A 24,104-nucleotide genomic window follows, 5' to 3' on the forward strand; every position below is an offset into this window, starting at 1 on the left:
TAATAAATAAGAGTAAAGAGGAAGACACCATGACATATAAAACTAACGTATTCGTCGCTGCTGCATTGCTAACTTGGTCGCTCGCCGGTAACGCCGCTGAGCCCATCAAGATAGGTGTTACCGGACCATTTACTGGCGGTTCGGCTCCGATGGGCGTTTCTATGCGCGATGGCGTTAAGCTGGCAGTTGCAGACATCAATGCTAAAGGGGGCGTATTAGGTCGTCAGCTTCAATTGGTCGAACGGGACGATGAAGCAAAAAATGAACGCGGCGTACAAGTCGCACAAGAATTGATCAATAAGGAAAAAGTTGTTGCCACGGTTGGATTTGCGAATACTGGCGTAGCGCTAGCCTCGCAGCGTTTCTACCAGGAAGCCAAAATCCCGGTCATGAACAATGTGGCCACGGGCAGTATCATTACCAAGCAATTCGTAGGTCCTGAAAATAAAGATAACTACATTTTCCGCACCTCGGCTAACGATACGATTCAATCGAAAATGATTGTCGACGAAGCCGTTGGTCGTCAGAAATTTACCAAAGTCGCCATTCTGGCTGACTCTACCAACTACGGCCAACTCGGTCGTGAAGATTTGGAAAAAGCACTTGCCGAAAAAGGTATTAAGCCGGTTTCTGTAGAAAAGTACAACCTGAAAGATGTCGATATGACCGCACAACTGCTCAAGTCCAAGCAGGGTGGCGCGCAAGTGATATTGACTTACGGGATTGGTCCAGAGTTGGCGCAAATCGCAAATGGTATGGAAAAGCTCAACTGGAAAGTGCCAATTATCGGCAGCTGGCCGCTATCGATGGGTAATTTTATAGACAATGCGGGCAAAAATGGCGATGGTGCCCGTATGCCGCAGACCTTTATTCAGGATGGCAATACCCCTAAGCGCAAGACCTTCATCGCGGCCTATCAAAAAGCCTACAAGACTGACCGGATGCCTTCCGCAGTCTCTGCGGCGCAAGGCTACGATTCGATCACTCTGCTGGTTGCCGCGATCAAGCAAGCAGGAACAACAGATGGTCCAAAAGTGCGGGAAGCGCTGGAAAATCTGAAAGAGCCGATGGAAGGCGTCATCACTACCTATAAACAGCCTTACACCCATGACGACCATGAGGCGATCAAGCCAAATATGGTGATGATCGGTGAGGTCAAAAATGGCCGTGTTGTGCTAGCCAAGTGACGCTACCAAGATACGTTCATATGAATATGAACGGATATTGACGATAAGGCCAGTCCTTGAGATCCCGGGGCTGGCTTTTTTCTTGCCACATAACGGCACAAATTGTCGCTTTTTTTCGTCATCTTGGATAAAACATCATGGAAATTCTTCTCCAGCTAGTTTTTAGCGGTATCGCGTTAGGCATGATTTACGCGGTCATCGCTTTCGGTTATCAACTTACTTTTGCCACCTCAGGCACGCTGAATTTTGGGCAGGGCGAAGCATTGATGCTGGGCGCGCTGGTTGGCCTCAGCCTGGTCGGCAATATTCACGGCGGTCCCTATTTGAATTACTGGCTGATGATCCCGGTCGTCATTGCGTTTGGTGCGTTACAAGGCGTCGTGGTTGAATGGATCGGCGTGCGTCCGGCCATCAAGATTAAATCTGAATTCGGCTGGATCATGTCAACGATCGCACTCGCGATCATCTTTAAAAATGTCGCTGAAAATATCTGGGGAAAGGACGATCTGACTTTCCCAACGCCATTAACGGCTACACCATTTCAAGTATTTGGCGCTAACGTGCAGCCGATGCAAGTAGTCGTGGTTCTGGGTGCGCTGGCAATGATGTTTGCGGTTGAGATGTTCAATCGCAAATCGATCTACGGAAAAGCAGTAGTTGCGACCGCAAATGATCGGGATGCGGCCGGATTGATGGGCATTAATACCAGCATGGTGATTACGTTCTCCTATGCGTTGTCGTCCGCGACTGCTGCTTTCGCTGGCGTCCTCATTGCACCCTTAACTCTGACCGGCGCAACGATGGGCACCGCGTTAGGTTTGAAAGCATTTGCAGTGGCGATTATTGGTGGATTGACTTCGGGCATGGGTGCCATCGTTGGTGGCCTGATTTTGGGCATTGCCGAAACTTTGACTGGATTTTATATCTCGACCGGCTACAAAGAAGTCCCTGGATTGGTCTTGTTACTCTTGGTATTAGCCATTAAGCCTGCCGGATTATTTGGCAAAACCGCGATCAAGAAGGTGTAAAGATGAAAAAAAAATCATTTGCACTAGCCTTGCTGGGTATCGTCGCTCTGGGGATTTTTCCGCTGGTGTTTCATAACCCGTATTACATCCATCTCGCAGAAACCATTCTGATTTACGCCATTTTGTTGTTTGGTCTGGATATTGTGGTCGGATATACCGGTCAGGTGTCGCTGGGCCATGCCGGTTTGTTCGGTATTGGCTCCTATACCACCGGCGTACTGGTATTCAAATTAGGTTGGCCGTTTCTGCTGGCGTTGCCCTCCAGTTTGGCAGTAACGGCATTGTTTGGCGCCATTCTGGCACTACCGGCATTGCGCGTTACCGGACCTTATCTGGCGATGGTGACATTAGCATTTGGCACTATCATCGGGATTTTGATTAATGAAATGTCGTTTTTGACCGAAGGCCCGATGGGCATCAAGCTCAGCAAGCCTTCGTTCTTCGGCCATAAACTCGATGAAGTCGAATATTTCTATCTAGTCGCAGCCTTAATGGTGTTGTCGTTATTGATGGTGCACCGGATTCTGAAATCGCATTTGGGGCGTGCTTTTCAAGCCCTGCGCGATAGCCCGATTGCCTCCGATTGTATGGGCGTGTCGGTATATCGTTACAAGGTCTACGCTTTCGTCATCAGCGCTGCCCTGGCTGGTCTGGCAGGGAGTTTGTATGCCTATTCAGAAGAATATATCTCACCGAATACCTATAATTTCGAGCTGACGATTCTGTTCCTGCTGGCAGTCATCATGGGCGGTCGTAAAAGCCGCGCCGGGTCTTTGATTGGTGCATTAATTGTGGTGATGTTGCCGAGTCTGTTATCCGACATCGATTTGTTCCGTCAAATCGCCACTGTTATCGCTGTGGTCGGGGTAGCCGCAGGAGCCTTCTTGTTATTTAAAAAGCGCAAAACCGTTCGTGAGCTGGCCGTGCCTGTATGTGCCACCGTTGGTATGGCGGTTTTCTCGTTTCGGCTGGAGAATATTACCGATTGGCGTTTAACCATCTTCGGGATCATGACGTTGTTCGTTGTGTATTACCTTCAGGATGGCATCGTTGGCTTTGTTCGCGGAATGGTGAGCAAAAAAGGTAAAACGCATCGCTCACCAGTCACAGTAGTATCCACAGTTGAAGATAATGTTTGGGCGGGCAGTACCGGTAATGTCGCAATTGGTACTAATTTACTCAGCGCCAAGAAATTACTGATGCAATTCGGCGGTCTCAAAGCATTGAATCAGGTGGATCTGAATATCGTGAAAGGTTCGGTGCATGGCTTGATCGGCCCCAACGGTTCCGGTAAAAGCACCATGATGAACGTGCTGACAGGGATTTATAAACCGACTGCTGGCGTCGTCGAATTCAATGGGCGCGTCATCTCTGGATCGACACCGTCAGCCATTGCATTGGGCGGCGTTGCGCGAACCTTTCAAAACGTGCAGTTGTTTGGAGAAATGACCGCAACCGAAAACGTTCTGGTCGGTTTGCATCACACTTTCCGCAGCAATATGCTGGACGTCATGTTTAACAGCCGTCGCTATAAAGATGAAGAGAAAGCTGCGCATGTCCGCGCGGCAAGTATTTTGCAATTCGTTGGCCTGTCCGATTTGGCAAATGAAGAGGCGCGAAATCTGCCGTACGGTAAACAGCGGTTGTTAGAAATCGGTCGTGCATTGGGCTTGAATCCAGAATTGTTATTGCTGGATGAGCCTGCTGCCGGGCTGACTGCACCGGATATTGTCGACCTCATCGCCATCATTCATAAAATCCGTGACCATGGCATCACCATCATTCTGATTGAGCATCATATGGATGTTGTGATGACGATTTCGGATACTGTGACCGTGCTCGATTTCGGCCAGAAAATTGCTGAAGGCAAACCGGCGGCGGTGCAAGCCGATCCGGCGGTGATAGAAGCCTACCTTGGCGGTAGTGTTGGCGAACCGGATGCTGTCGCTAGCCACGTCACCCCATTAACTTCCAATGAAGCGGGGACCTGACATGCTTTCAATTTCCAATTTACATGCAGCGTACGGCAAAGTTGAAGTCTTGCACGGGATTTCGCTGGAAGTGCCAAAAGGCAAAGTAGTGACGCTGGTCGGTTCCAACGGTGCCGGCAAGACCACCACAATGCGCGCCATTTCCGGCATGATTAAGCCGAGAATTGGCACGATTATGCTAGATGGTAAAGACGTTACCGGACTTGATTCGCACAAAATCGCGCGTGCCGGATTGGCGCATTCGCCAGAAGGGCGGCGCGTATTTGCGACGATGAGCGTCACTGATAATTTGTTGTTAGGCGCATTTCCTCGCTTCACAAAATCGCGTCCGCGTGGCGACATTGCACACGATCTTGAAAAAGCGCTGGAGCTTTTTCCACGCTTAAAAGAAAGACAGACGCAATTGGCAGGAACGTTGTCGGGGGGGGAGCAGCAGATGTTGGCGATGGCGCGTGCCGTGATGCTGAATCCAGAAGTGATTTTGCTGGATGAGCCGTCGATGGGACTTGCGCCGATCTTGGTCGATGAAGTATTCCGCATCATTCTGCGTCTAAAAGAGCAGGGTATTACCATGCTGCTGGTAGAGCAGTTTGCAGCAGCGGCATTGAATGTTGCCGATTACGGTTATGTCCTTGAAAATGGCCGCATTTCTGTACATGGTCCAGCCGAGAAACTGCGAAATGATCCAGCCGTGCAGGCTGCTTATCTGGGTGGTGGGCAGCATTGATTTACAAGTAATGCAAGCATGATCGTATGCGCAAAATCGGCCCCTGCCTCGCGGTTATTCAACGCGAGGCAGGGGCCGATTTTTATGTTGCAGGGTAACTAAAGAATTACTTAAGCATGTTTGCTATTTTTAGCAGCCATCCATCCACCGCCCAACACCGCAACCATCCCGATGATGTACGCAATATAAGTCAGCCATGACGCGTTGTCCCAGAAGCCTGCAAGCAGTGGCTCGGTCGTGATCATATGCACGGCGGTGTAGACCAGAATCGCTGCGCCGATATAGATCGTAACGGGAAATTTCTCGATCAGTTTCAATGCCAACGTTGATCCCCAGACCATAATCGGTACTGAAATCAACAAGCCGATAATGACTAGAAAAATGCTGCCATGCGATGCGCCTGCGACGGCGAGGACATTATCGATCCCCATCACGGTGTCAGCAATGATGATGGTTTTTAGTGCTGCTGCCATCGTCGTGATTTTGCCGCCTTTGACGCTGTGATCGCCGGAATCGCTGAGTAGGCGGTAAGCGATCCAGAGGAGGGCTACACCACCGATAAGCAATAATCCTGGAATTTTCAACAGCCAGACCACAGCGATGGTCATCAGGACACGCGTGACAACCGCGCCCATCGTCCCCCAGATAATCGCTTTTTTGCGTAAATGGTCGGGCAAGTTGCGGGCTGCCATCGCGATCACGATCGCGTTATCGCCAGCCAGCACCAGATCGATGACGACGATTGATAGCAGGGCCGCGAAAAATTTCGCCATATCCCAATCGGCCAAGCCCAGCATTTCAAGTAAATGTGATAAATCCATACAATCTCCGTCTACATTGGTTAAGCAAAAACAACGCTAACCTCGAACAGACACGGAGTATTACAGGAGAGTGGAGGAGAATTCACGACACAATGCCTGCATGGGTTCCATGCTGACAAAGGTCTTGCTCAACAGATTAAATCAATCTGCCAGGGTAACCGGGCGCAAGCGTTGTGCTTGTTCCGTGATGACGACTACCTTGCAAAACGTACTATCGCAGACATTGTCTGGATTTTACGCTTAAGAGCTACTCCCCTTTGGAGGGTGTGATGCCAGATACGACACCACAGGCGAGAGTGTACTACAGAAAAATCGCCTGTGAAATGGTTGTTGAAATAGTTGCACCAATAGTTGTTGAAATGCACGCATATAACATATGAAGCATTTACTGACTTTTACGCCAATATTCGGGTTGTACGTATGCGTGGCGTAAAAAATCCACAAAAGCCCGAATCCTTAGCGGTAAATGTCGCCGTTGTGCAAATACGGCGTAAATATCATTACCGGGCGCGGAAAATTCATCCAACACAGTGACTAATTGGCCCGATTCGATTTCGGTGCCAACCTCCCACATCGAGCGCCAGGCCAAGCCTTTGCCATTGATCGCCCAGTCATGCAAGACCTGACCATCGTTGCAAAACAGGTTGCCAGCCACTTTTATCGTCACAACCTTGCCATTGAGGCGAAACGTCCATCCGCGCTGGCTGCCGTCGCTGCTCATGGCAAGGCAATTATGCTTGGCTAACTCTTCCAATGTGTGCGGCATCCCATGGCGCTTGATATAGGCGGGCGATGCGACCACGACACGTTTGTTATCTGCCAGTTTGGTGCCGATCAGGGTCGAGTCTGATAACGAGGCGATGCGAATGGCGACATCGATGCTTTCGCCGATGACATCAACTACGCGGTCGTTTAAGTTCAGCGTGAGCGTAACATCACGGTGTTCAGCCAAAAAAGAGGGTATCAATGGAGCGACATGCTGACGTCCGAACCCAGCCGGTGCTGAGATGAGCAGGTGACCGCTGGCATGCGCACTGCGTTCAGAGACCGCGGCCTCAGCATCCTCCAGATCGGAAAGAATGCGCTGGCAATCCTCCAAAAAAGCATTGCCTTCGTTAGTTAGTGCAATTTTGCGAGTGGTGCGCTGCAATAGTTTGACGCCAAGGCGCTCTTCCAGAGCATCAAGGCGGCGTCCGATCATTGCCGGGGCGATGCCTTCGGCGCGTGCCGCAGCGGAAAGGCTGCCTTTTGCCACGACCTCTACAAAGGTTGAAATTTGCTTAAATTGATCCATCGTGCGATTAACTTTCGACTTTTCGAGGCCAGCGAATGCCAACGCCGAGCAACTTTGCTAACGATTACCTGTTGAATACTTACAAGTGTTGACCACTTGTGACTAAAACGCATAGATCATATGATATTTGGTTTCACCTATGATGATTTAGTTAAAATATACTCTATAGCGTAAAAATCAGCTATTGCCATTTCGCATCCTGCATACTGAATATGGTGCAATGCCGAATGTAGCGGCGCACAATATGCCATCTTCGGCTTGATGCAGAAGCAGTACGTCAAATTGAAAACCCGAAACAAAATGTTGAATAACAGGAGCCACGCATGACACAACTGACACTCCCCGCAGGTCTGGAAATTAACGGTGCGATTCAGCCCGGTTACGAAGAAATTCTGACGCCAGAAGCTTTGGCCCTTGTTGCAAAACTGAGCCGTTCGTTTGAGTCGCGTCGTCAGGAATTACTGGCAGTGCGCACGCAGCGCGCCCAACGTCTGGATGCAGGCGAGCGTCCGGATTTTCTGCCAGAAACAGCACATATCCGTGACGGCGACTGGAAAATTGCCCCGATTCCGCAAGCGCTAGAATGCCGCCGGGTAGAAATTACCGGCCCGGTCGAGCGCAAGATGGTCATCAACGCCTTCAATTCTGGCGCTGATAGCTACATGACTGACTTCGAAGATTCGAATTCGCCAGTATGGGATAACCAGATCTCCGGCCAGATCAATTTGCGCGATGCTATTCGCAAGACGATCTCGCTGGAACAGAACGGTAAATCCTACAAGCTCAACGACAAAGTCGCCACACTGGTGGTACGCCCACGCGGTTGGCATTTGGATGAAAAACACGTTCTGGTCGATGGCAAGCGCGTCTCAGGCGGTATTTTTGACTTTGCGCTATTCATGTTCCACAACGCCAAAGAGCAACTCGCACGCGGCGCTGGTCCTTACTTCTATTTGCCAAAACTGGAATCCCATCTGGAAGCGCGTTTGTGGAATGACATCTTCGTCATGACGCAAAACGAACTCGGTCTTCCACAAGGCACGATCAAAGCCACCGTCTTGATCGAAACCATTCTGGCTGCGTTCGAAATGGACGAAATCCTGTACGAACTGCGTGAACACAGCTCCGGTTTGAATGCTGGCCGTTGGGATTATATTTTCTCGTGCATCAAAAAATTCAAGCTCGACAAAGACTTCTGTCTGGCTGATCGCGCCAAGGTCACAATGACCGCGCCGTTCATGCGTTCTTATGCGTTGCTGTTATTGAAGACCTGCCACAAGCGCAATGCACCAGCGATTGGCGGCATGGCTGCGTTGATCCCTATCAAGAACGATCCTGAGAAGAATGATATCGCCATGGGCGGCGTACGTACCGACAAAGCGCGCGATGCGACCGACGGCTACGATGGCGGTTGGGTCGCGCATCCAGGCCTGGTCGAATTGTCGATGGCTGAGTTCAAGAAAGTATTGGGCGACAAGCCAAATCAGATCAGCAAGCAACGCGATGACGTCAATGTCACCGCTGCCGAATTGCTAGACTTCAAGCCAGAAGCGCCAATCACCGAAGCCGGTTTGCGTTACAACATTAACGTCGGTATTCATTATCTGGGTGCATGGTTGTCAGGCAACGGTTGCGTCCCTATCCATAATTTGATGGAAGATGCCGCCACCGCAGAAATCAGCCGTGCCCAAGTCTGGCAATGGATACGCTCGACCAAAGGTGTTCTCGACAACGGCAAAAAAGTGACTGCCGAGATGGTGGTCGCGATGATTCCTGAAGAGTTGGCTAAGGTCAAAGAATTGGTTGGTACTGGTGCTACGTATGACCGCGCTGCTAAGATATTTGAAGAAATGTCGACTTCGACCACTTTTGCAGAGTTCCTGACACTGCCGCTATACGAAGAAATCTAAATGTGAAATCGACTGTTGAGTCGATGCCATAGTGTTTGAAAAGCCGATCTTTAGATCGGCTTTTTTTATACCCGCACGGGAAGAAAAGAGCAGCTAAAAAGGCGCAAAATTTCCGCAGACGAGATTTAATGAAGAAATCTTCTGGTTTCTTATTATTGCATTTTAAATGTATCAAATGTATGATGCCTTCAGTCGATCGTTTTTTTATCTCGCCACCTTAATACTGCGTTCAATGCAACTTACCAAATTCACCGATTTCGGACTCCGCGTGTTGATGTATCTGGCTGCCATCCCGGAGCAGGGACTGGTGACTGTGGGCGATCTGGCGCAACGGTTTGATATTCCCAAAAATCACCTGAATAAGGTAGTTAATCGGATGGTCAAGCAAGGCTGGATCGTCGCGACGCCGGGCCGCAATGGTGGCGTGCGCATGGCGCAAGCGCCCGAGACCTTGCATTTAGGCGATATCTTGAGCGTGATGGAGGGGCATACGCAACTAGTCGATTGCGAACAACCACTCTGTGTATTCAAAGGAAACTGTTATTTGAAGCGCGTGCTCGATGCAGGTCAGCGTGAGTTTTATACCAATATGAATCGCTACAGTCTGGCCGAACTGGTGCAACCAGAAACCGCCGGTCCGCAAACCGCATCTATTGTGGCGCGTATGCATTTCCAGCCATCCGTCCTGCAATAGACGTTATTTTTAGCAGTATTAAGCGCATTTCGATGTGCTGATTTTTAGTCTTAATTGTTGCATTTAAAATATAACATAGGAGTTTTTATGATTTCTGCCAGCGCCCGTCCGTATATTGACGCCTCTGTTCCTGTATTGCGGGAACATGGCATCGCCATTTCAACCCGGTTTTACGCCCGCCTTTTTGAGGCGCATCCCGAGTTGAAGAATATTTTCAATATGGGCAATCAAGAAAATGGCAGTCAGCAGCAAGCGCTGGCAGGAGCCTTATTTGCCTACGCCGCCAACATCGATAACGCCGATGCGTTGACCCCGGTAATCAGCCGGATTGTGCAAAAGCACATTAGCCTTGGTATCCGCGCAGAGCACTATCCGATTGTCGGCCACAATTTACTGGCAGCCATAAGCGATGTATTGGGCGATGCTGCAACGCCGGAACTGATAGCGGCATGGGCAGAGGCTTATGGGCTATTGGCAGACGCGTTGATCGGCGAAGAGAAAAAACAGTACGCGGCCCATCAAATTGAACCCGGGCAACAACGCGAAATGATCGTCGTCCGTAAGCAAAAAGAAAGCGAAACGATCACCTCTTTTTATTTGGAGGCTGCGGACGGTTTGCCGCTACCCTCATTTCAACCCGGTCAATACATCAGCGTAGCGACCGATGTGGCGGTATTAAATCTGAAACAATTACGTCAATATAGTTTGTCCGACGCGCCCGATCAAACCCACTGGCGCATCAGTATCAAGCGCGAAGACAAAGGCGGACAAGATCATCCAGCCGGGTTGGTATCCAATCAGCTTCATGCCAACTTGCACGTCGGCGACAAATTATGGGTTAGTCCACCTTGTGGCGATTTTGTCATGGATAAAAATGTCAGCGCGCCGCTTATCTTGATCAGCGCTGGTGTGGGCATTACGCCAATGATGAGCATGTTGCATGGCAGTTTGTGTCAGGCTCCTGCGCGTCCAGTCAATTTTTTATATGCCACGCTGAACGGGGATCATCATCCGTTGAAGGCAGAACTGCTTGCATTGCAAGCCTCACAAGAATCGCCTGACCAAAAAAATGTTCTGACCACACATTTTGCCTATGCAGTGCCATCGGCGGAAGATCACGCCATCAATGATTTTGATCAGGCCGGCTATTTGCAACTCGACCAATTAGACCCAGCGCTGTTGCCGAAAAATGGGGATTACTATTTGTGCGGCCCAAATCCATTTATGCAAGCGCAGCGCCAGGCTTTACTAGCACGAGGGATTGCCCCACATCAGATCCGTCAGGAAGTGTTTGGTCCGGCGTTGCTGGAAAACTTACAGTAATGTAATTACCGATGCTGAGCGGTCGTTGTTATCGATGTGAACAATTGCAAAATGGCAACTGTAATAGCGGTAACAGCGTCTAAATGCGGTATCCTCGGGAGGCCATATGTCAAATTTGCCTAGTCCGAGGAACCCCTATGCAAAAAGCATCAGAATTAAAAGAAGCAAAAAGCAGCGCCACGACATTTCTGGAGCTGCTTTTTTTCGTCTTCAGGTTTCTCGGAAACGCCTTTAAAACTATGCAAAATAGACGTGTATTTGCGTTGGCAATAGCACTGCTATTTACCCAAACCGCGCAAATGGCGCAGGCAGCCGCCACCGCCAAAATTACCAGCTTTTCGCCGCAGGGAGAAATCACCCAAGTGCGTCAGGTACGTGTGAGATTTTCTGAGGCCGCGGTTAAATTTGGAGATCCTAAAGCGCCGACGCCATTTGACATTACCTGCAAAGAAGCCGGGACAGGGCGCTGGGCCGATGACAAAAACTGGATTTATGATTTTGTGCGCGACGTGCCGCCAGGCACACGCTGCTCTTTTGCACTGAAGCCGACCTTTGCATTGGTTTCCGGCGCCACCGTTGGCGGCAAAGCGGTATTTCAATTTAACACCGGCGGCCCCGCCGTCCTGCATGCCTATCCCTATAGCGATAACATTGATGAAGAGCAAGTCTTCATTTTGGTCCAAAACGGCGCTGCCACCAGCGACAGCATACTCAAACACGTCTATTGCGAAGCCGAAGGTGTGCATGAGCGGATTCCCGTCAAGCTGATCAGTGGCCCGGTACGCAAAGCCTTACTCGATCAGTTCGCGGCTAAGATCAATCCGGATATCATCAGCACGGTGCAATGCCAGCAACGGCTGCCCAACGATAGCGAGGTCCGCTTAACCTGGGACAAAGGTATCGTAACGCCATCCGGCATCGCCACCACGCAGCCCCAAGTATTCAAATTTAAAGTGCGTCCGACCTTCACCGCCAGCGTTACTTGTGAGCGCGAGAATGCTAACGCTGCCTGCGCGCCGATTTTACCGTTGCGCATTCAGCTAACATCGCCCGTCACGCGCAAGCTGGCAGAGGGCGTGACGCTGACTGGCTCAAATGGCAAGATGACGCCGTTTTTCGAAAAAAACGATACCGATGAAACCGTCACGCAGCTTACCTTTAAGCCACCTTTTGTTGAGAAATCCGAACTCACCATTGCGCTGCCAAAAAGCTTTCAGGATGAGACTGGCCGTGAGCTATCGAATGCCAACGCGTTCCCGCTGAAAGTACGGATGGCGGACTATCCACCGCTGGCAAAATTTCCCTCTGCACCGTTTGGTATCATCGAATTGAACGCCGACGCTACGCTGCCGGTGACGTTACGCAGTGTTGAGACCAGCATGATTGCCCGCAGCGCCAATGGCAAAATCAATCCGGGCACCGTCAGCAATCTCAAAGTAAGCGATGACCAAAGTATTATTGCTTGGCTGACCAAGCTCAATCGCTACCATGAAACCACGATTACCATCGGTAAAAAGTCGGTAGAAACCCGTGAAATCGGCTTGCTGGCAACGCAACCCGGCGCTAAAACGCTGACTTTACCGCCATCGCCGGATGCCAAAGATGGTGTGCGACCATTTGAAGTCATTGGTATTCCGCTGAAAGACCCTGGATTTTACGTCGTTGAATTAGCATCCCAAAAGCTCGGCGCTGCGTTGCTAGGCAAAGCTGCGCCGATGTTCGTGCGGACCAGCGCATTAGTCACTAATTTATCGGTCCATGTCAAAATTGGTCGCCAAAATGGCGCGGTATGGGTTACCACGCTAGACAACGCCAAACCGGTTAGTGACGCCGATGTCCGGATCGCGAACTGCCTCGGCACTGAACTCTGGCGCGGCAAAACGAACAAGCTTGGCGTTGCGATGGTGCCGGAATTTCCTGAAGATGAATGCCGTAGTCGGAGTATGGGCGAACCGGGTCAAATCGATGGCCTCTTTGTCAGCGCCCGCAAAACCGATGAAAAAGGTCGTGCAGATATGGCCTTTGCGCTCACTTCCTGGAACAGCGGCATTGAATCCTGGCGTTTCAATTTGCCGACCGAAAGTGGTAAATCGGCGACGGTACGGGCCCAAACCGTGTTTGACCGTACGTTGTTTCGCGCGGGTGAAACTGTCTCGATGAAGCACGTATTGCGCACTGAAACGATGCAAGGCTTTGGCTTACTTCCAAAAGATGAATTGCCTACCCGGATGCGGATTACGCATCAAGGCAGCGGTCAGGAATTTCAATTCCCATTGACATGGCGTGGACAAAAAAATGCGGAGTCGGTATTCACGATTCCTAAAGAAGCCAAGCTGGGCCGCTATGAAGTCGTCCTCGATAGCGGAACAGTCAAGAGCAACGTCAATAACGATAGCAGTGATGCGAATCAGGATAATGATAGTGATGCTGAAGGGCCGCGTAGCTATAGCACGGGCAGTTTTCGGGTGGAAGAATTCCGTTTGCCATTGCTGCAAGGACGGATTACGCCACCGAAGAGTTTAATTGCGCCTAAAGACGTGCCGCTAGATGTGCAACTGAATTACCTCAACGGCGGCGGTGCTGCCGGTCAGTCGGTTCATATCACCAGTTTGCTACGGGGTAAGGCGATCAGCTTTGCAGCCTACGATAGCTATTCTTTTGTTGCTAACCCCAGCGCTGGTAACGGTGACCATACCGATGGTGATAATGGCGCTGACGATCAAAAAATTGTGGCCGATAAATTGCCCGTAACGCTGGACAAAAATGGCGGTGGCAAAACGACAATCAAAGAATTACCCGCGATTACCACGCCTAAAGAATTGCTGACCGAAATGACCTACGCCGATCCGAATGGCGAAATTCAAACTGTCTCCAGCGTGACGCCCGTGTGGCCATCGGCAATCATTGTCGGATTGAAAGCGGGCGAGTGGATATCGGTCAAGAAAAAACTAACTTTGACTGCGGTTGCTCTAAATCCTGCCGGTCAGCCTCAAGTTGGCGTGCCGATTGAAATTAGCGGCCGTTCCAAGCAAACCAATTCCCATCGCAAGCGCATGGTAGGTGGCTTCTATGCGTATGAAAACACCACCACCGCCACTGATTTAGGTCCGCTTTGTTCCGGCAAGACGGACGCACGTGGATTGATGATCTGCGTTATTGAATTGTCAGAAGCAGGTAATGTCGAGCTAACTGCGAAAGGCCAGGATGGCAGCGGCAGAGCCGCGTTAGCCACCAGCTCGGTCTGGGTAACCAAGCAGGGCGAACTCTGGTTCGATGGCGAAAATCAGGATCGCATCGACATCTTGCCCGAGAAAAAACATTACCAGGCTGGTGAAACCGCCAAGTTTCAAGTCCGCATGCCGTTTCGCTATGCGACCGCGCTGATTGCGGTTGAACGTGAAGGCGTCATAGAAACTGAAGTCGTACAACTGAACGGACAAGATCCCACTTTTAGTTTGCCCGTCAAAGCCAGTTACGGCCCGAATGTTTTTGTCTCGGTATTGGCAGTACGTGGCCGCATGCGCGATGTGCCGTGGTATTCGTTCTTTACCTGGGGGTGGAAAGAACCGTTGAACTGGTGGAGCGAATTCAAAGAATATCAAGCGCCTAGCGCGACGGTCGATTTAGCCAAGCCAGCCTATAAATTTGGTATCGCTGAAATCATGGTCGGCACCGCCGGCAATCAACTGGCCGTGATCGTTAAAGCGGATCAGCCCAGCTATCCGATTCGTAGCATTGCCAAGATGACGATTCAAGTTAATCTGCCGAATGGCAAACCGGCTGCCGGTGCTGAAATTGCCGTGGCCGCAGTCGATGAGGCGCTGCTGGAACTAGAGCCGAACAGAAGCTGGGACTTGCTGGGGGCCATGCTACAACGCCGTAGTTATGGCGTAGAAACCTCGACCGCGCAGATGCAGGTAGTCGGCAAGCGCCATTACGGTCGCAAAGCCATGCCCGCTGGCGGCGGCGGTGGTAAATCGCCCACCCGTGAATTGTTTGATACCTTGCTTCTGTGGAAGCCGGTGGTCGTACTGGATGCCAATGGGCGCGCGCAGATTGACGTGCCTTTGAACGATGCGCTGACCAGTTTCAAGATAGTCGCCGTCGCGCAAAGTGGCGATAACTTATTCGGCACCGGCGCTGTCAGCATACGCTCGACGCAGGATCTGCAATTGATTTCCGGCTTGCCGCCATTGGTCCGTGAAGGCGATATTTTTAGCGCAATGGTAACGGTACGCAACACCACCACAAGGGCGATGCAAGTAAATGCCACTGCGCAGCTAACTGCCAATGTGGCCGCAAGCATCGCGCCATTACCGCCTCAAAACCTGAGTATCCCCGCTGGAGAATCGCGTGAGATTATCTGGCCGGTAACCGCCCCTGCGGATGTCGGGCAATTGCAATGGGAAATCAACGCGCAGGAGCAAGGCGGCCCCAAAGTAAAGGACAGCATCAAGTTCACGCAGCGCGTGGTGCCAGCGGTGCCTGTGACGGTGCAGCAAGCCACATTGTTCCAGCTCGATAAGTTATTTACGCTGCCAGTATCGCGTCCGGCGGATGCACTGCCGGGTCGGGGCGGATTGGCGATATCGCTGTCGCCGTCATTGGCAGCTAACAACGCAGGATTGCAGCGGTACTTTACGGAATACCCGTTCTCTTGTCTGGAGCAACAAGCCTCGCGTGCGATCGGTCTGCGCGATGATGTGCAATGGAAAAAAGTCGTAAATGATTTGCCGACCTATCTCGATACCGATGGTCTGGCCTATTACTATCCGCCAACAGAACGTAATGCTGGCCGTGGCAGCGATACTCTGACTGCATACTTGCTGGCGGTAACGCAAGAATCCGGCTTTGCGATTCCACAGCAAAGTCGCGACAAAATGCTGGACGGTTTGACGGCTTTTGTCGAAGGCAAAATCACGCGTGATTTCTGGTCGCCTAAAAAGGATCTGGACGTGCGCAAATTATCAGCGCTAGAAGCGCTCTCGCGCTATGACCGTGCCCGGCCAGCCATGTTAGGTTCAATTCAGTTGTCGCCAAACCTATGGCCGACTTCAGCGGTATTGGACTGGATCAACATTCTGCAACGCGTGCCCAGCATTCCAGAGCATGCCAAACGCCTTGCTGAAGCCGATCAGATTTTGCGTGCGCGCTTGAATTATCAAGGAACGCGGATGGGTTTCTCTACTGAAAGCAGCGATTATTGGTGGTGGTTAATGACGGGCGGTGATGTCAATGCCACGCGATTGGTACTTACCGTCATTGACAATCTGGCCTGGAAAGACGACATGCCGAAATTGATCAATGGTGCGATTCAACGCCAGTCACGCGGTCATTGGGCGACCACGACGGCTAATCTATGGGGCAGTCTGGCGTTGCAAAAATTCTCGCAAAAATTTGAATCTGAAAAGGTTGCTGGAACTACCAAAGTCGCTGTAGAGCAGGGTGCCAATGTTACCGCCAGCCAAAATTATGCGTGGCCTGCAACGCCGCCGACCGCTGGCGGCAAACTCCAAATGCCGTGGCCGACTTCCTCTGCGCCAACGGAAATGAAACTCACGCATACCGGCAGTGGCGCACCGTGGATTACCGTGCAAAGTCTGGCAGCGGTGATACTCAAAAAACCATTCTCCAGCGGCTATCAGATCAATAAAACCATCGTCCCGGTAGAGCAAAAGGAAAAAGGAAAATACAGCCGTGGCGATGTCATGCAAGTCAATCTTGAAGTCGATGCGCAGACCGATATGACATGGGTTGTGGTTACTGACCCTATCCCGGCTGGCGCAACATTGCTCGGCTCCGGTCTTGGGCGCGATTCGGCCATCGCCACCACTAGCGAGCGACTCAGCAGCAGCGCATCGATGGTGTACGAAGAACGTAGTTTTGAAGCGTTCCGTAGTTATTACGAATACGTCCCGAAAGGAAAATTTACGATGACGTACACTTTCCGTATCAACAATCCTGGTGAGTTTAATTTGCCGCCGACTCGGGTTGAAGCGATGTACGCGCCGGAAATGTTTGGAGAAAGTCCTAATCCGAAATGGACGGTGAAGTGATCGGAAACATGCGCACTGCGCGCCATATCAGACGGTTGTCATTAGTCGTTGTGCTGTTATTGGGAAGCAGCGCAGCGCAGGTGCAGGCGCTGCAAAGCTTTGCAGAGGTCCAGCGCGCGTTTCCCTCGTCCGAAGCCAATCTGCTGGATCGCAAAGGCGAATTGTTGCAGCAGATACGCTTGAATCCGCATGAACGTCGCTTGTCATGGGTCAGTCTTGAAGACATCTCACCCGCCTTGCGCAACGCCTTAATCGCCTCCGAAGATAAACGCTTCTATCAACACAGCGGTGTCGATTGGAGCGCGGTTGCGGCGGCTGCATGGGGCAATCTCTGGAGCACCAAAACCCGCGGCGCATCCACCATCACCATGCAATTGGCAGGTTTGTTGGATGACGATTTGCGTCGTCGCAACGCACCGCGTTCAATGACACAAAAAATGTCGCAAGTCGTTGTCGCCCAATGGCTGGAGCAGCGCTGGCGTAAAGATCAAATCCTTGAAGCTTATTTAAATCTGGTCAGTTTTCGTGGCGAATTAGTTGGTCTGCACGCCTTGTCTCGCGTCTTATTCGACAAACATCCCAGCGGTTTAAATCAGCGTGAAGCAGCGATTGCGGTAGCGCTGATTCGTGGGCCCAATGCCACCCCCGTCCGCGTCGCGCAACGTGCTTGTCGTATTTTGACCGATCAAAATGCCGCACAAGAATGCAAAGGGTTAGAAGGCTTTACGTTGCTGGCGCTAGCCCGCACCGGCTCGAACTCTGAAGTAATTGTCACTACCACTGCGCCGCAATTAGCGCCGCATCTGGCCCGAAAACTTCTCAAAACGCCGGGCCTGACAGTACGCTCAACGCTTGATGCTGGTGTCCAGCGTTTTGCCAACGCAGCATTGCGCCGGCAATTGGCCTCGCTGGTTGAGCGCAATATTGAAGACGGCGCAATCATCGCTATCGATAATGCCAGCGGTGATGTGTTGGCGTGGGTTGGCTCCAGCGGATCGTTTTCTAACGCCGCTGATGTCGATGGTGTGGTCGCCTTGCGTCAAGCTGGCTCGACCTTAAAGCCGTTTTTGTATGAATTGGCGATTGAAAAAAAATGGATGACGGCTGCCTCGATTTTGAATGATGCCGCCATCAATTTGCCCACCGCCAGCGGCCTTTATATTCCACAAAATTACGACAAGCAATTTAAAGGTCTGGTCAGCCTGCGCACAGCATTAGGATCATCCCTGAATATTCCGGCAGTACGAACGCTGGTTACCGTCACACCAACAACTTTTTTTGGACGCCTGCAAAATCTTGGGTTTCAACTGCGAGAATCGGGCGATTTTTATGGCTACAGTCTGGCACTCGGCAGTGCTGATGTCAGTTTGCTAGCGCTTACCAATGCCTATCGTGCGCTGGCTAATCAAGGCCAATACAGCGGTGTGCGGACAGCATTGAGCGATCCACCGATAAAAATGCGCAATGTCATGATGCCGGGCGCAGCGTTTATCATCGGCGATATTCTGGCAGATCGCAGCGCCCGTGCCCGCACTTTCGGACTGGAAAGTGCGCTCTCCACGCGGGTCTGGGCTGCTGTCAAAACCGGTACTTCCAAAGATATGCGCGACAACTGGGCCGTCGGCTATTCTGATCGGTATACCGTCGGCGTTTGGGTCGGCAATGCATCAGGTTTGCCAATGTGGGACGTATCCGGCGTGACTGGCGCTGCGCCGATCTGGCAAGAGGTGATGGAATATCTCCACGCCCGCCAGCAGACACGGCAACACATCCCGCAAATGCCTGCGGGCGTGGTCGAGCAGGACATCCGCTATCAAGACAAAATCGAAGCGCCGCGCAAAGAATATTTTCTGGTAGGCACCGAACAAAGCCTGATTACCACTGCTAAATCCGATGATATCAGTATCGCCATCCGCTATCCAACTCCGGGAATGTTAGTCGCGCTAGACCCCGATATCCCGCCGGACCGGCAACGCCTGCGTTTCGCTGCGGATGGATTAAGTAAGGGTTATTGGAGACTGGATGGGAAATTATTAGCACTGCCGAAGTGTATAGAAAACACCTCAAAAAAAGGGTGTAAATCCAGCGTTTTGCCGGCATCACAATTAGCGTTTGACTGGATGCCATGGCCGGGCAGGCATACGCTGGAGTTGCTCGACAGTAATCATGCAGTCGTCGATCAGGTAAAGTTTGAAGTACGTGGCGCGGTCGAAAAAGCGCCAGAGCAGCTAAGACATGCATCTGACAAGAAAATAATTTACCCATCAAAAAATCAACCGTCGTAATCGCGTCGTAATCCGTATTCACAGCATCTTCATCTTAAGTATCAATAAGATAGCTTAAATAATAGTAAAATCTTTCAGCGCCATAGTTTCCTCAATGTAATAAGTATGCATTTAATCGGAGTGGCGCAAGCGCTGAGTTTGATTGCCAGGCGGTGGCGTGTAATGAAATAAATGGCATCAAACAGCCTATCCCGGCAAGCAAAGCGACTGCATCCATGCGTTTACCGAAAAAGAAATTTATTGTCTACTTCGTATCACTAGTTATCGCTCTGTTAATCGCATTCGGGTTATTCCGGTTTTTCTTTCCAGTCAAACCCGAACTGCAGTACCTGACCGCACCGGTCGCGATAGCGGATATTCAGGACACGGTGCTGGCCAGCGGTACGCTCGAAGCAATTCGACAAGTGAACGTAGGCGCGCAAGTTTCTGGCGAGCTTAAATCCCTCAAAGTCGTCCTTGGCCAAGATGTGAAAAAAGGCCAGCTGGTAGGCGAGATTGATTCATTGACACAGCAAAATGCGCTGGAAAATGCGCAATCTGCCTTGATCCAGGTTCGGGCCCAAATGCGCTCCAAGCAGGCTAGTCTGGTTCAGCTACGGCTGACCTTTGCGCGTAAAAAAAGTTTGTTGGCGGGTGAGGCTGGTTCGCGTGAGGATTTCGAAAGCGCCGATGCCGCGTTGCAATCGGGATTGGCGGATGAGGATTCGTTGAAAGCGCAAATCGAACAAGCCAAAATCACGGTTAATACCGCGCAGCTAAATCTCGGCTATACCAAAATTATTGCGCCCATGGATGGCAAAGTCGTTGCCATCGTCACCAAGCAAGGACAAACCGTCAATTCTATCCAGCTGGCACCGACGATTATCATTTTGGCGGAATTAAACACGATGACTGTCAAGGCGCTGGTATCCGAAGCCGACGTGATTCGTGTCAAGCCGCAGCAAGCGGTCTATTTTTCGATTTTGGGCGATCCCGATCATCGTTATCACGGCAAATTGCGCATTGTCGAGCCGGGTCCAAATTCTATTACTTCCGATTCTGGCGATAGCAAAGGTAAAGGCGCAGCCACCGCTGCACCGGTGTATTACAACGCACTGTTTGAAGTGCCGAATCCCGATAACAAATTGCGTATTTCGATGACGACGCAAGTCTCGATTGTGCTGAATCAGGCCAAAGGCGCGTTGCTGATTCCGTCGACAGCGCTGGGCGAGCGCGGTAAGGATGGCCGTTATCAAGTCAAGGTGCTGGAAACCAAAGACAAAAAGCAAACTGTCATCATTCGTAAAGTAAAAATCGGCATTAATAACACGCAGGCTGAAGTTTTAGACGGCCTCACAGCGGGCGAAAAAGTCATTATCGGTGAGGGTGGTAACGCCCCCAAAGCAGGCAAAAGCTTCATGTCGGCGGATTGAGTATGCAAACCGCTTTATTAACACTGACGGGGTTGTATCGGCGATTCCCGTCCGGCGAAGACACTGTCACGGTCCTCAAGAATATCAATCTGGAGATTGCCGCCGGAGAAATGGTGGCGCTGGTCGGACCGTCTGGTTCTGGCAAATCGACGCTGATGAATATTCTCGGTTGTCTGGATCGCCCGAGTAGCGGCAGCTATCACGTGGCCGGACACGCTACCGCCGAACTGGAAGCCGACGCGCTGGCGCAATTGCGGCGCGAACATTTTGGTTTCATTTTCCAACGCTATCATTTGCTGCCCGATCTGGACGCTATCGGAAATGTTGAAATCCCGGCCATTTACGCCGGTAAGCCGGCAGCCGCCCGCAGACAGCGTGCGTACGCGTTGCTAACGCGACTTGGGCTGGCCGACCGCACTCATCATCGGCCCAGTCAATTGTCTGGCGGTCAGCAGCAACGGGTCAGCATTGCCCGCTCGCTGATGAACGGCGGTCAGGTGATTTTAGCCGATGAGCCGACCGGTGCGCTAGACAGTCATAGCGGTCAGGAAGTCATCAAAATTCTGCAAGAACTGCATGCCGAAGGCCATACGGTCATCATCGTCACGCACGATATGCAGGTCGCCAAATATGCGCAACGCATTATTGAAATTGCGGATGGTGAGATTGTTGGTGATCGGGTTCAGTCGGATGTTGCAGCAGCGTTAGCCACAACGTCAGCCACAACGGTCGCACGTCCGACTATCGCGCTGGATGAAGGCAGCTCCTGGCGCGCCACTGGCGCTAGTCTGATTGAAGCGTGCAAAATGGCATGGCTATCGATGCGCTCTCATCGGCTGCGCAGTTTTCTGACGATGTTAGGGATCATCATCGGGATTGCGTCTGTGGTCTCCATCGTCGCGCTGGGGGAGGGCTCGCGCCGCCAAATTCTGAAAGAGATCAGCTTTCTCGGCACAAATACCATCACGATTTATCCCGGCAAGGATTATGGCGAAGAAGATAAAGCGCCGGGCCGACCATTAATCTCCGCCGATGCCGACGCGCTCGAAAAGCAGGTCTACGCCGACAGCGCTACCCCTGGCGTATCCACTTCAACGACAGTGCGTTATCGCAATTTATCGGTCAGCGCCACTTTGAAGGGCGTCGGTGAGCAGCATTTTCGGGTGCATGGCATTCGTATGGCAGAAGGGATGTCGTTCACCGTCGACAGCATCAAACATCAGATGCAAGAAATTGTCATCGATCAGAATACGCGCCGTAAATTATTTAAGCCTGCCGATAATCCGATTGGACAAGTATTAATGCTGGGCAATATTCCCGGGCGCGTTATCGGCGTTGCAGAAAAAGAGCAAAGCGCCTTTGGCAGTAGCAGCAGTCTGACGTTGTGGGTACCGTATACCACCGCTCTGACGCGCATTATGGGGCAGGGGCCACTGCAATCGATCACAGTGCGGATCAGCGATACGGCATCGCCTAGCGCGGCAGAACAAAGCATTATCAAATTGCTGACGCAACGGCATGGCAGTAAAGATTTTTTTCTTTATAACAGTGACAGTATTCGCAAAACAATTGAATCGACAACGGCGACCATGACGCTGTTGGTGGCGATGATCGCAGTGATATCGCTAGTTGTAGGCGGCATTGGCGTGATGAATATTATGTTGGTATCGGTGACGGAACGCATTGCAGAAATAGGTGTGCGCATGGCAGTCGGAGCACGTCAGGGCGATATCATGCGACAGTTTTTGATCGAAGCGGTATTGGTTTGCTTGCTGGGCGGGATATTAGGCATCGCGCTGGCGTTGGGGATTGGGGCCATATTTGCGCATTTTATCAGCAGTTTTCAGATGATTTATTCGCTCACGTCGGTAGTGGTGGCGTGTACTTGCTCAACGTTAATCGGCATCATCTTTGGCTTTTGGCCGGCGCGCAATGCGGCTCGACTTGATCCGGTTGAGGCACTGGCCCGCGAATGAATATACCTTCTATGCATACTTTCAAACCAACGCTTGTTCTGCTCATCGCCACCGTATTGGCAGGCTGCACTGCGTTCCGTACACCTTATGAGCGTGCACCATTGGCAACGCCGACAGCGTGGCGCAATAATATTGCGGCTGATGCAAATGCAATCACTATTAAATCGACTGATCGTTGGTGGAAAAACTTCGACGATCCGCAATTGAATCAATTGATCGATCAGGTATTGGCGCGCAATAACGGTCTGGCGGGCGCGGATATTTTGGTGCGCATAGCAAAATTACAGGCTGGTTTAACGGCGATTAATCCTATTGTTTCTGCCAGTTTTGGTACTACCAATAGTCGTAATTTGCGTGGCGCGCCGGATTCTACGCGTTCGCAATCGCTTACCGGTTCGGCTAGCTACCTTGTGGATTTTTGGGGCAATTTGGCCAGTCAGCGTGATGCGGCTGAATGGCTTGCATTAGCGACGGTGCAGGATCGTGAAAGCATTGCGCTGACTTTGATTGGGGCGACGGCTTCGTTGTACTGGCAGATTGCCAACGCGCATCAGCATATTGAGGCGAGTGAGCAGAGTATTGCGTATACAAAAAAGACCTTGGAGTTAGTGCGGGTGCAGTATGCCGTCGGGTCGGTGTCGACGCTTGAATTGTTGCAGGCGGAGCAGTCGCTGACACTGCAGCAAGCGAACCATACGCAGTTGTTGCAGCAGTTGGTTACTAGCCGGGCGGCGTTGGCGTTGTTGTTTGACGGCCCGCCGGAAGCGCCTTTTCCTGAGCGACAGTCGTTATCTGTTGTGACGTTGCCGGATGTCGATGCGGGGTTGCCGGCGGAGTTGTTGGGGCGTCGGCCGGATTTGCGGGCGGGGGAGTTGAGGTTGCGGAATATGTTGGCGAATAATGACGCTGTACGGACGAGTTTTTATCCGGCTTTCACTTTAACTGGATCTTTGGGTAGCGGGAGTTCGTCGCTGGTTAATGTGCTTAAAAATCCGATGGGTACTTTGTCGACTGGGTTAACTTTTCCGTTTTTGCAATTTGATCAGATGGCGTTGAGTAATAAGGTTTCGCAAGCTACTTATGAAAAAGGTGTGATTGATTTTCGGCAGACTTTTTATAAGGCATTGAGTGATGTCGAGGTGGCGCTGTCCGCGCGGCGTCAATTTTTGCTGCAGGGGGTGAAATTGAAGGAGTCGTTGGATGCGGCGAATAAAATTGAACGCTTGTATCGGCAGCGTTATCTTGCGGGGGCGGTGTCGTTGAGGATTTGGTTGGATGCGCAGGAGGCGCAGCGGTCGGCTATGGTTGCTGTGGCGGATAGTAATTTGAATTTGTTAAATAGTCAGGTTAATTTGTATTTGGCGTTAGGGGGAGATGGAGGTGGGCTAGTTGGTAATTAA

The 24,104-nt window shown here is 51.3% G+C and carries 14 protein-coding genes; 12 read left to right on the forward strand and 2 right to left on the reverse strand.

What is annotated here, in order from left to right:
• The first annotated feature begins 29 nt into the window (after positions 1–29).
• The 4 genes from C7W93_RS00975 (at position 30) to C7W93_RS00990 (ending at position 4,933) form a co-directional block, all read left to right on the forward strand.
• A complete protein-coding gene (locus C7W93_RS00975; protein WP_108438351.1) occupies positions 30–1,187 on the forward strand; it encodes an ABC transporter substrate-binding protein in 1,158 nt (385 codons plus the stop codon).
• 137 nt (positions 1,188–1,324) lie between these two features.
• Positions 1,325–2,215, forward strand: coding sequence for a branched-chain amino acid ABC transporter permease (locus tag C7W93_RS00980; RefSeq protein WP_108438352.1), 891 nt, complete (start codon positions 1,325–1,327; stop codon positions 2,213–2,215).
• A gap of 2 nt (positions 2,216–2,217) precedes the next feature.
• A complete protein-coding gene (locus C7W93_RS00985; RefSeq protein ID WP_108438353.1) occupies positions 2,218–4,206 on the forward strand; it encodes an ATP-binding cassette domain-containing protein in 1,989 nt (662 codons plus the stop codon).
• Between the two features lies 1 nt (position 4,207).
• Positions 4,208–4,933: an ABC transporter ATP-binding protein gene (locus tag C7W93_RS00990; RefSeq protein WP_108438354.1), complete on the forward strand. Its 726-nt coding sequence runs from the start codon at positions 4,208–4,210 to the stop codon at positions 4,931–4,933.
• A 110-nt stretch (positions 4,934–5,043) separates the two neighbouring features.
• Here the strand turns inward: C7W93_RS00990 and C7W93_RS00995 are convergent, their stop codons facing one another.
• Both C7W93_RS00995 and C7W93_RS01000 read right to left on the reverse strand, forming a co-directional pair.
• Positions 5,044–5,754, reverse strand: a complete 711-nt coding sequence (locus C7W93_RS00995) for a TerC family protein (protein ID WP_370446374.1) — start codon at positions 5,752–5,754, stop codon at positions 5,044–5,046.
• Between the two features lie 385 nt (positions 5,755–6,139).
• Positions 6,140–7,048, reverse strand: coding sequence for a LysR family transcriptional regulator (locus C7W93_RS01000; RefSeq protein WP_108440402.1), 909 nt, complete (start codon positions 7,046–7,048; stop codon positions 6,140–6,142).
• Between the two features lie 323 nt (positions 7,049–7,371).
• On the opposite strand from C7W93_RS01000, the gene aceB reads away from it, so the two are divergent.
• From aceB to C7W93_RS01040, 8 genes are all read left to right on the forward strand, one after another.
• The gene (gene aceB, locus C7W93_RS01005) at positions 7,372–8,958 is read left to right on the forward strand and encodes a malate synthase A (RefSeq protein ID WP_108438355.1); all 1,587 of its coding nucleotides are present in this window, start codon (positions 7,372–7,374) and stop codon (positions 8,956–8,958) included.
• Positions 8,959–9,190: 232 nt separating this feature from the next.
• Positions 9,191–9,652: an Rrf2 family transcriptional regulator gene (locus tag C7W93_RS01010; RefSeq protein ID WP_108440403.1), complete on the forward strand. Its 462-nt coding sequence runs from the start codon at positions 9,191–9,193 to the stop codon at positions 9,650–9,652.
• An 87-nt stretch (positions 9,653–9,739) separates the two neighbouring features.
• The gene (gene hmpA, locus C7W93_RS01015; RefSeq protein WP_108438356.1) at positions 9,740–10,975 is read left to right on the forward strand and encodes an NO-inducible flavohemoprotein; all 1,236 of its coding nucleotides are present in this window, start codon (positions 9,740–9,742) and stop codon (positions 10,973–10,975) included.
• Positions 10,976–11,214: 239 nt separating this feature from the next.
• Positions 11,215–17,031 (forward strand): alpha-2-macroglobulin, encoded by a 5,817-nt coding sequence (locus tag C7W93_RS01020; protein WP_370446375.1) that lies wholly within the window; start codon positions 11,215–11,217, stop codon positions 17,029–17,031.
• 8 nt (positions 17,032–17,039) lie between these two features.
• A complete protein-coding gene (pbpC, locus tag C7W93_RS01025) occupies positions 17,040–19,316 on the forward strand; it encodes a penicillin-binding protein 1C (RefSeq protein ID WP_108440404.1) in 2,277 nt (758 codons plus the stop codon).
• Positions 19,317–19,531: 215 nt separating this feature from the next.
• A complete protein-coding gene (locus C7W93_RS01030) occupies positions 19,532–20,728 on the forward strand; it encodes an efflux RND transporter periplasmic adaptor subunit (RefSeq protein ID WP_108440405.1) in 1,197 nt (398 codons plus the stop codon).
• Positions 20,729–20,730: 2 nt separating this feature from the next.
• Complete coding sequence (locus C7W93_RS01035) at positions 20,731–22,704, forward strand: MacB family efflux pump subunit (protein WP_108438358.1); 1,974 nt, start codon at positions 20,731–20,733, stop codon at positions 22,702–22,704.
• A complete protein-coding gene (locus tag C7W93_RS01040) occupies positions 22,701–24,104 on the forward strand; it encodes an efflux transporter outer membrane subunit (protein WP_108438359.1) in 1,404 nt (467 codons plus the stop codon). The genes C7W93_RS01035 and C7W93_RS01040 overlap by 4 nt, the downstream gene beginning before the upstream one ends.

It is taken from the genome of Glaciimonas sp. PCH181 (assembly GCF_003056055.1).
Taxonomy (GTDB): Bacteria; Pseudomonadota; Gammaproteobacteria; order Burkholderiales; family Burkholderiaceae_D; genus Glaciimonas.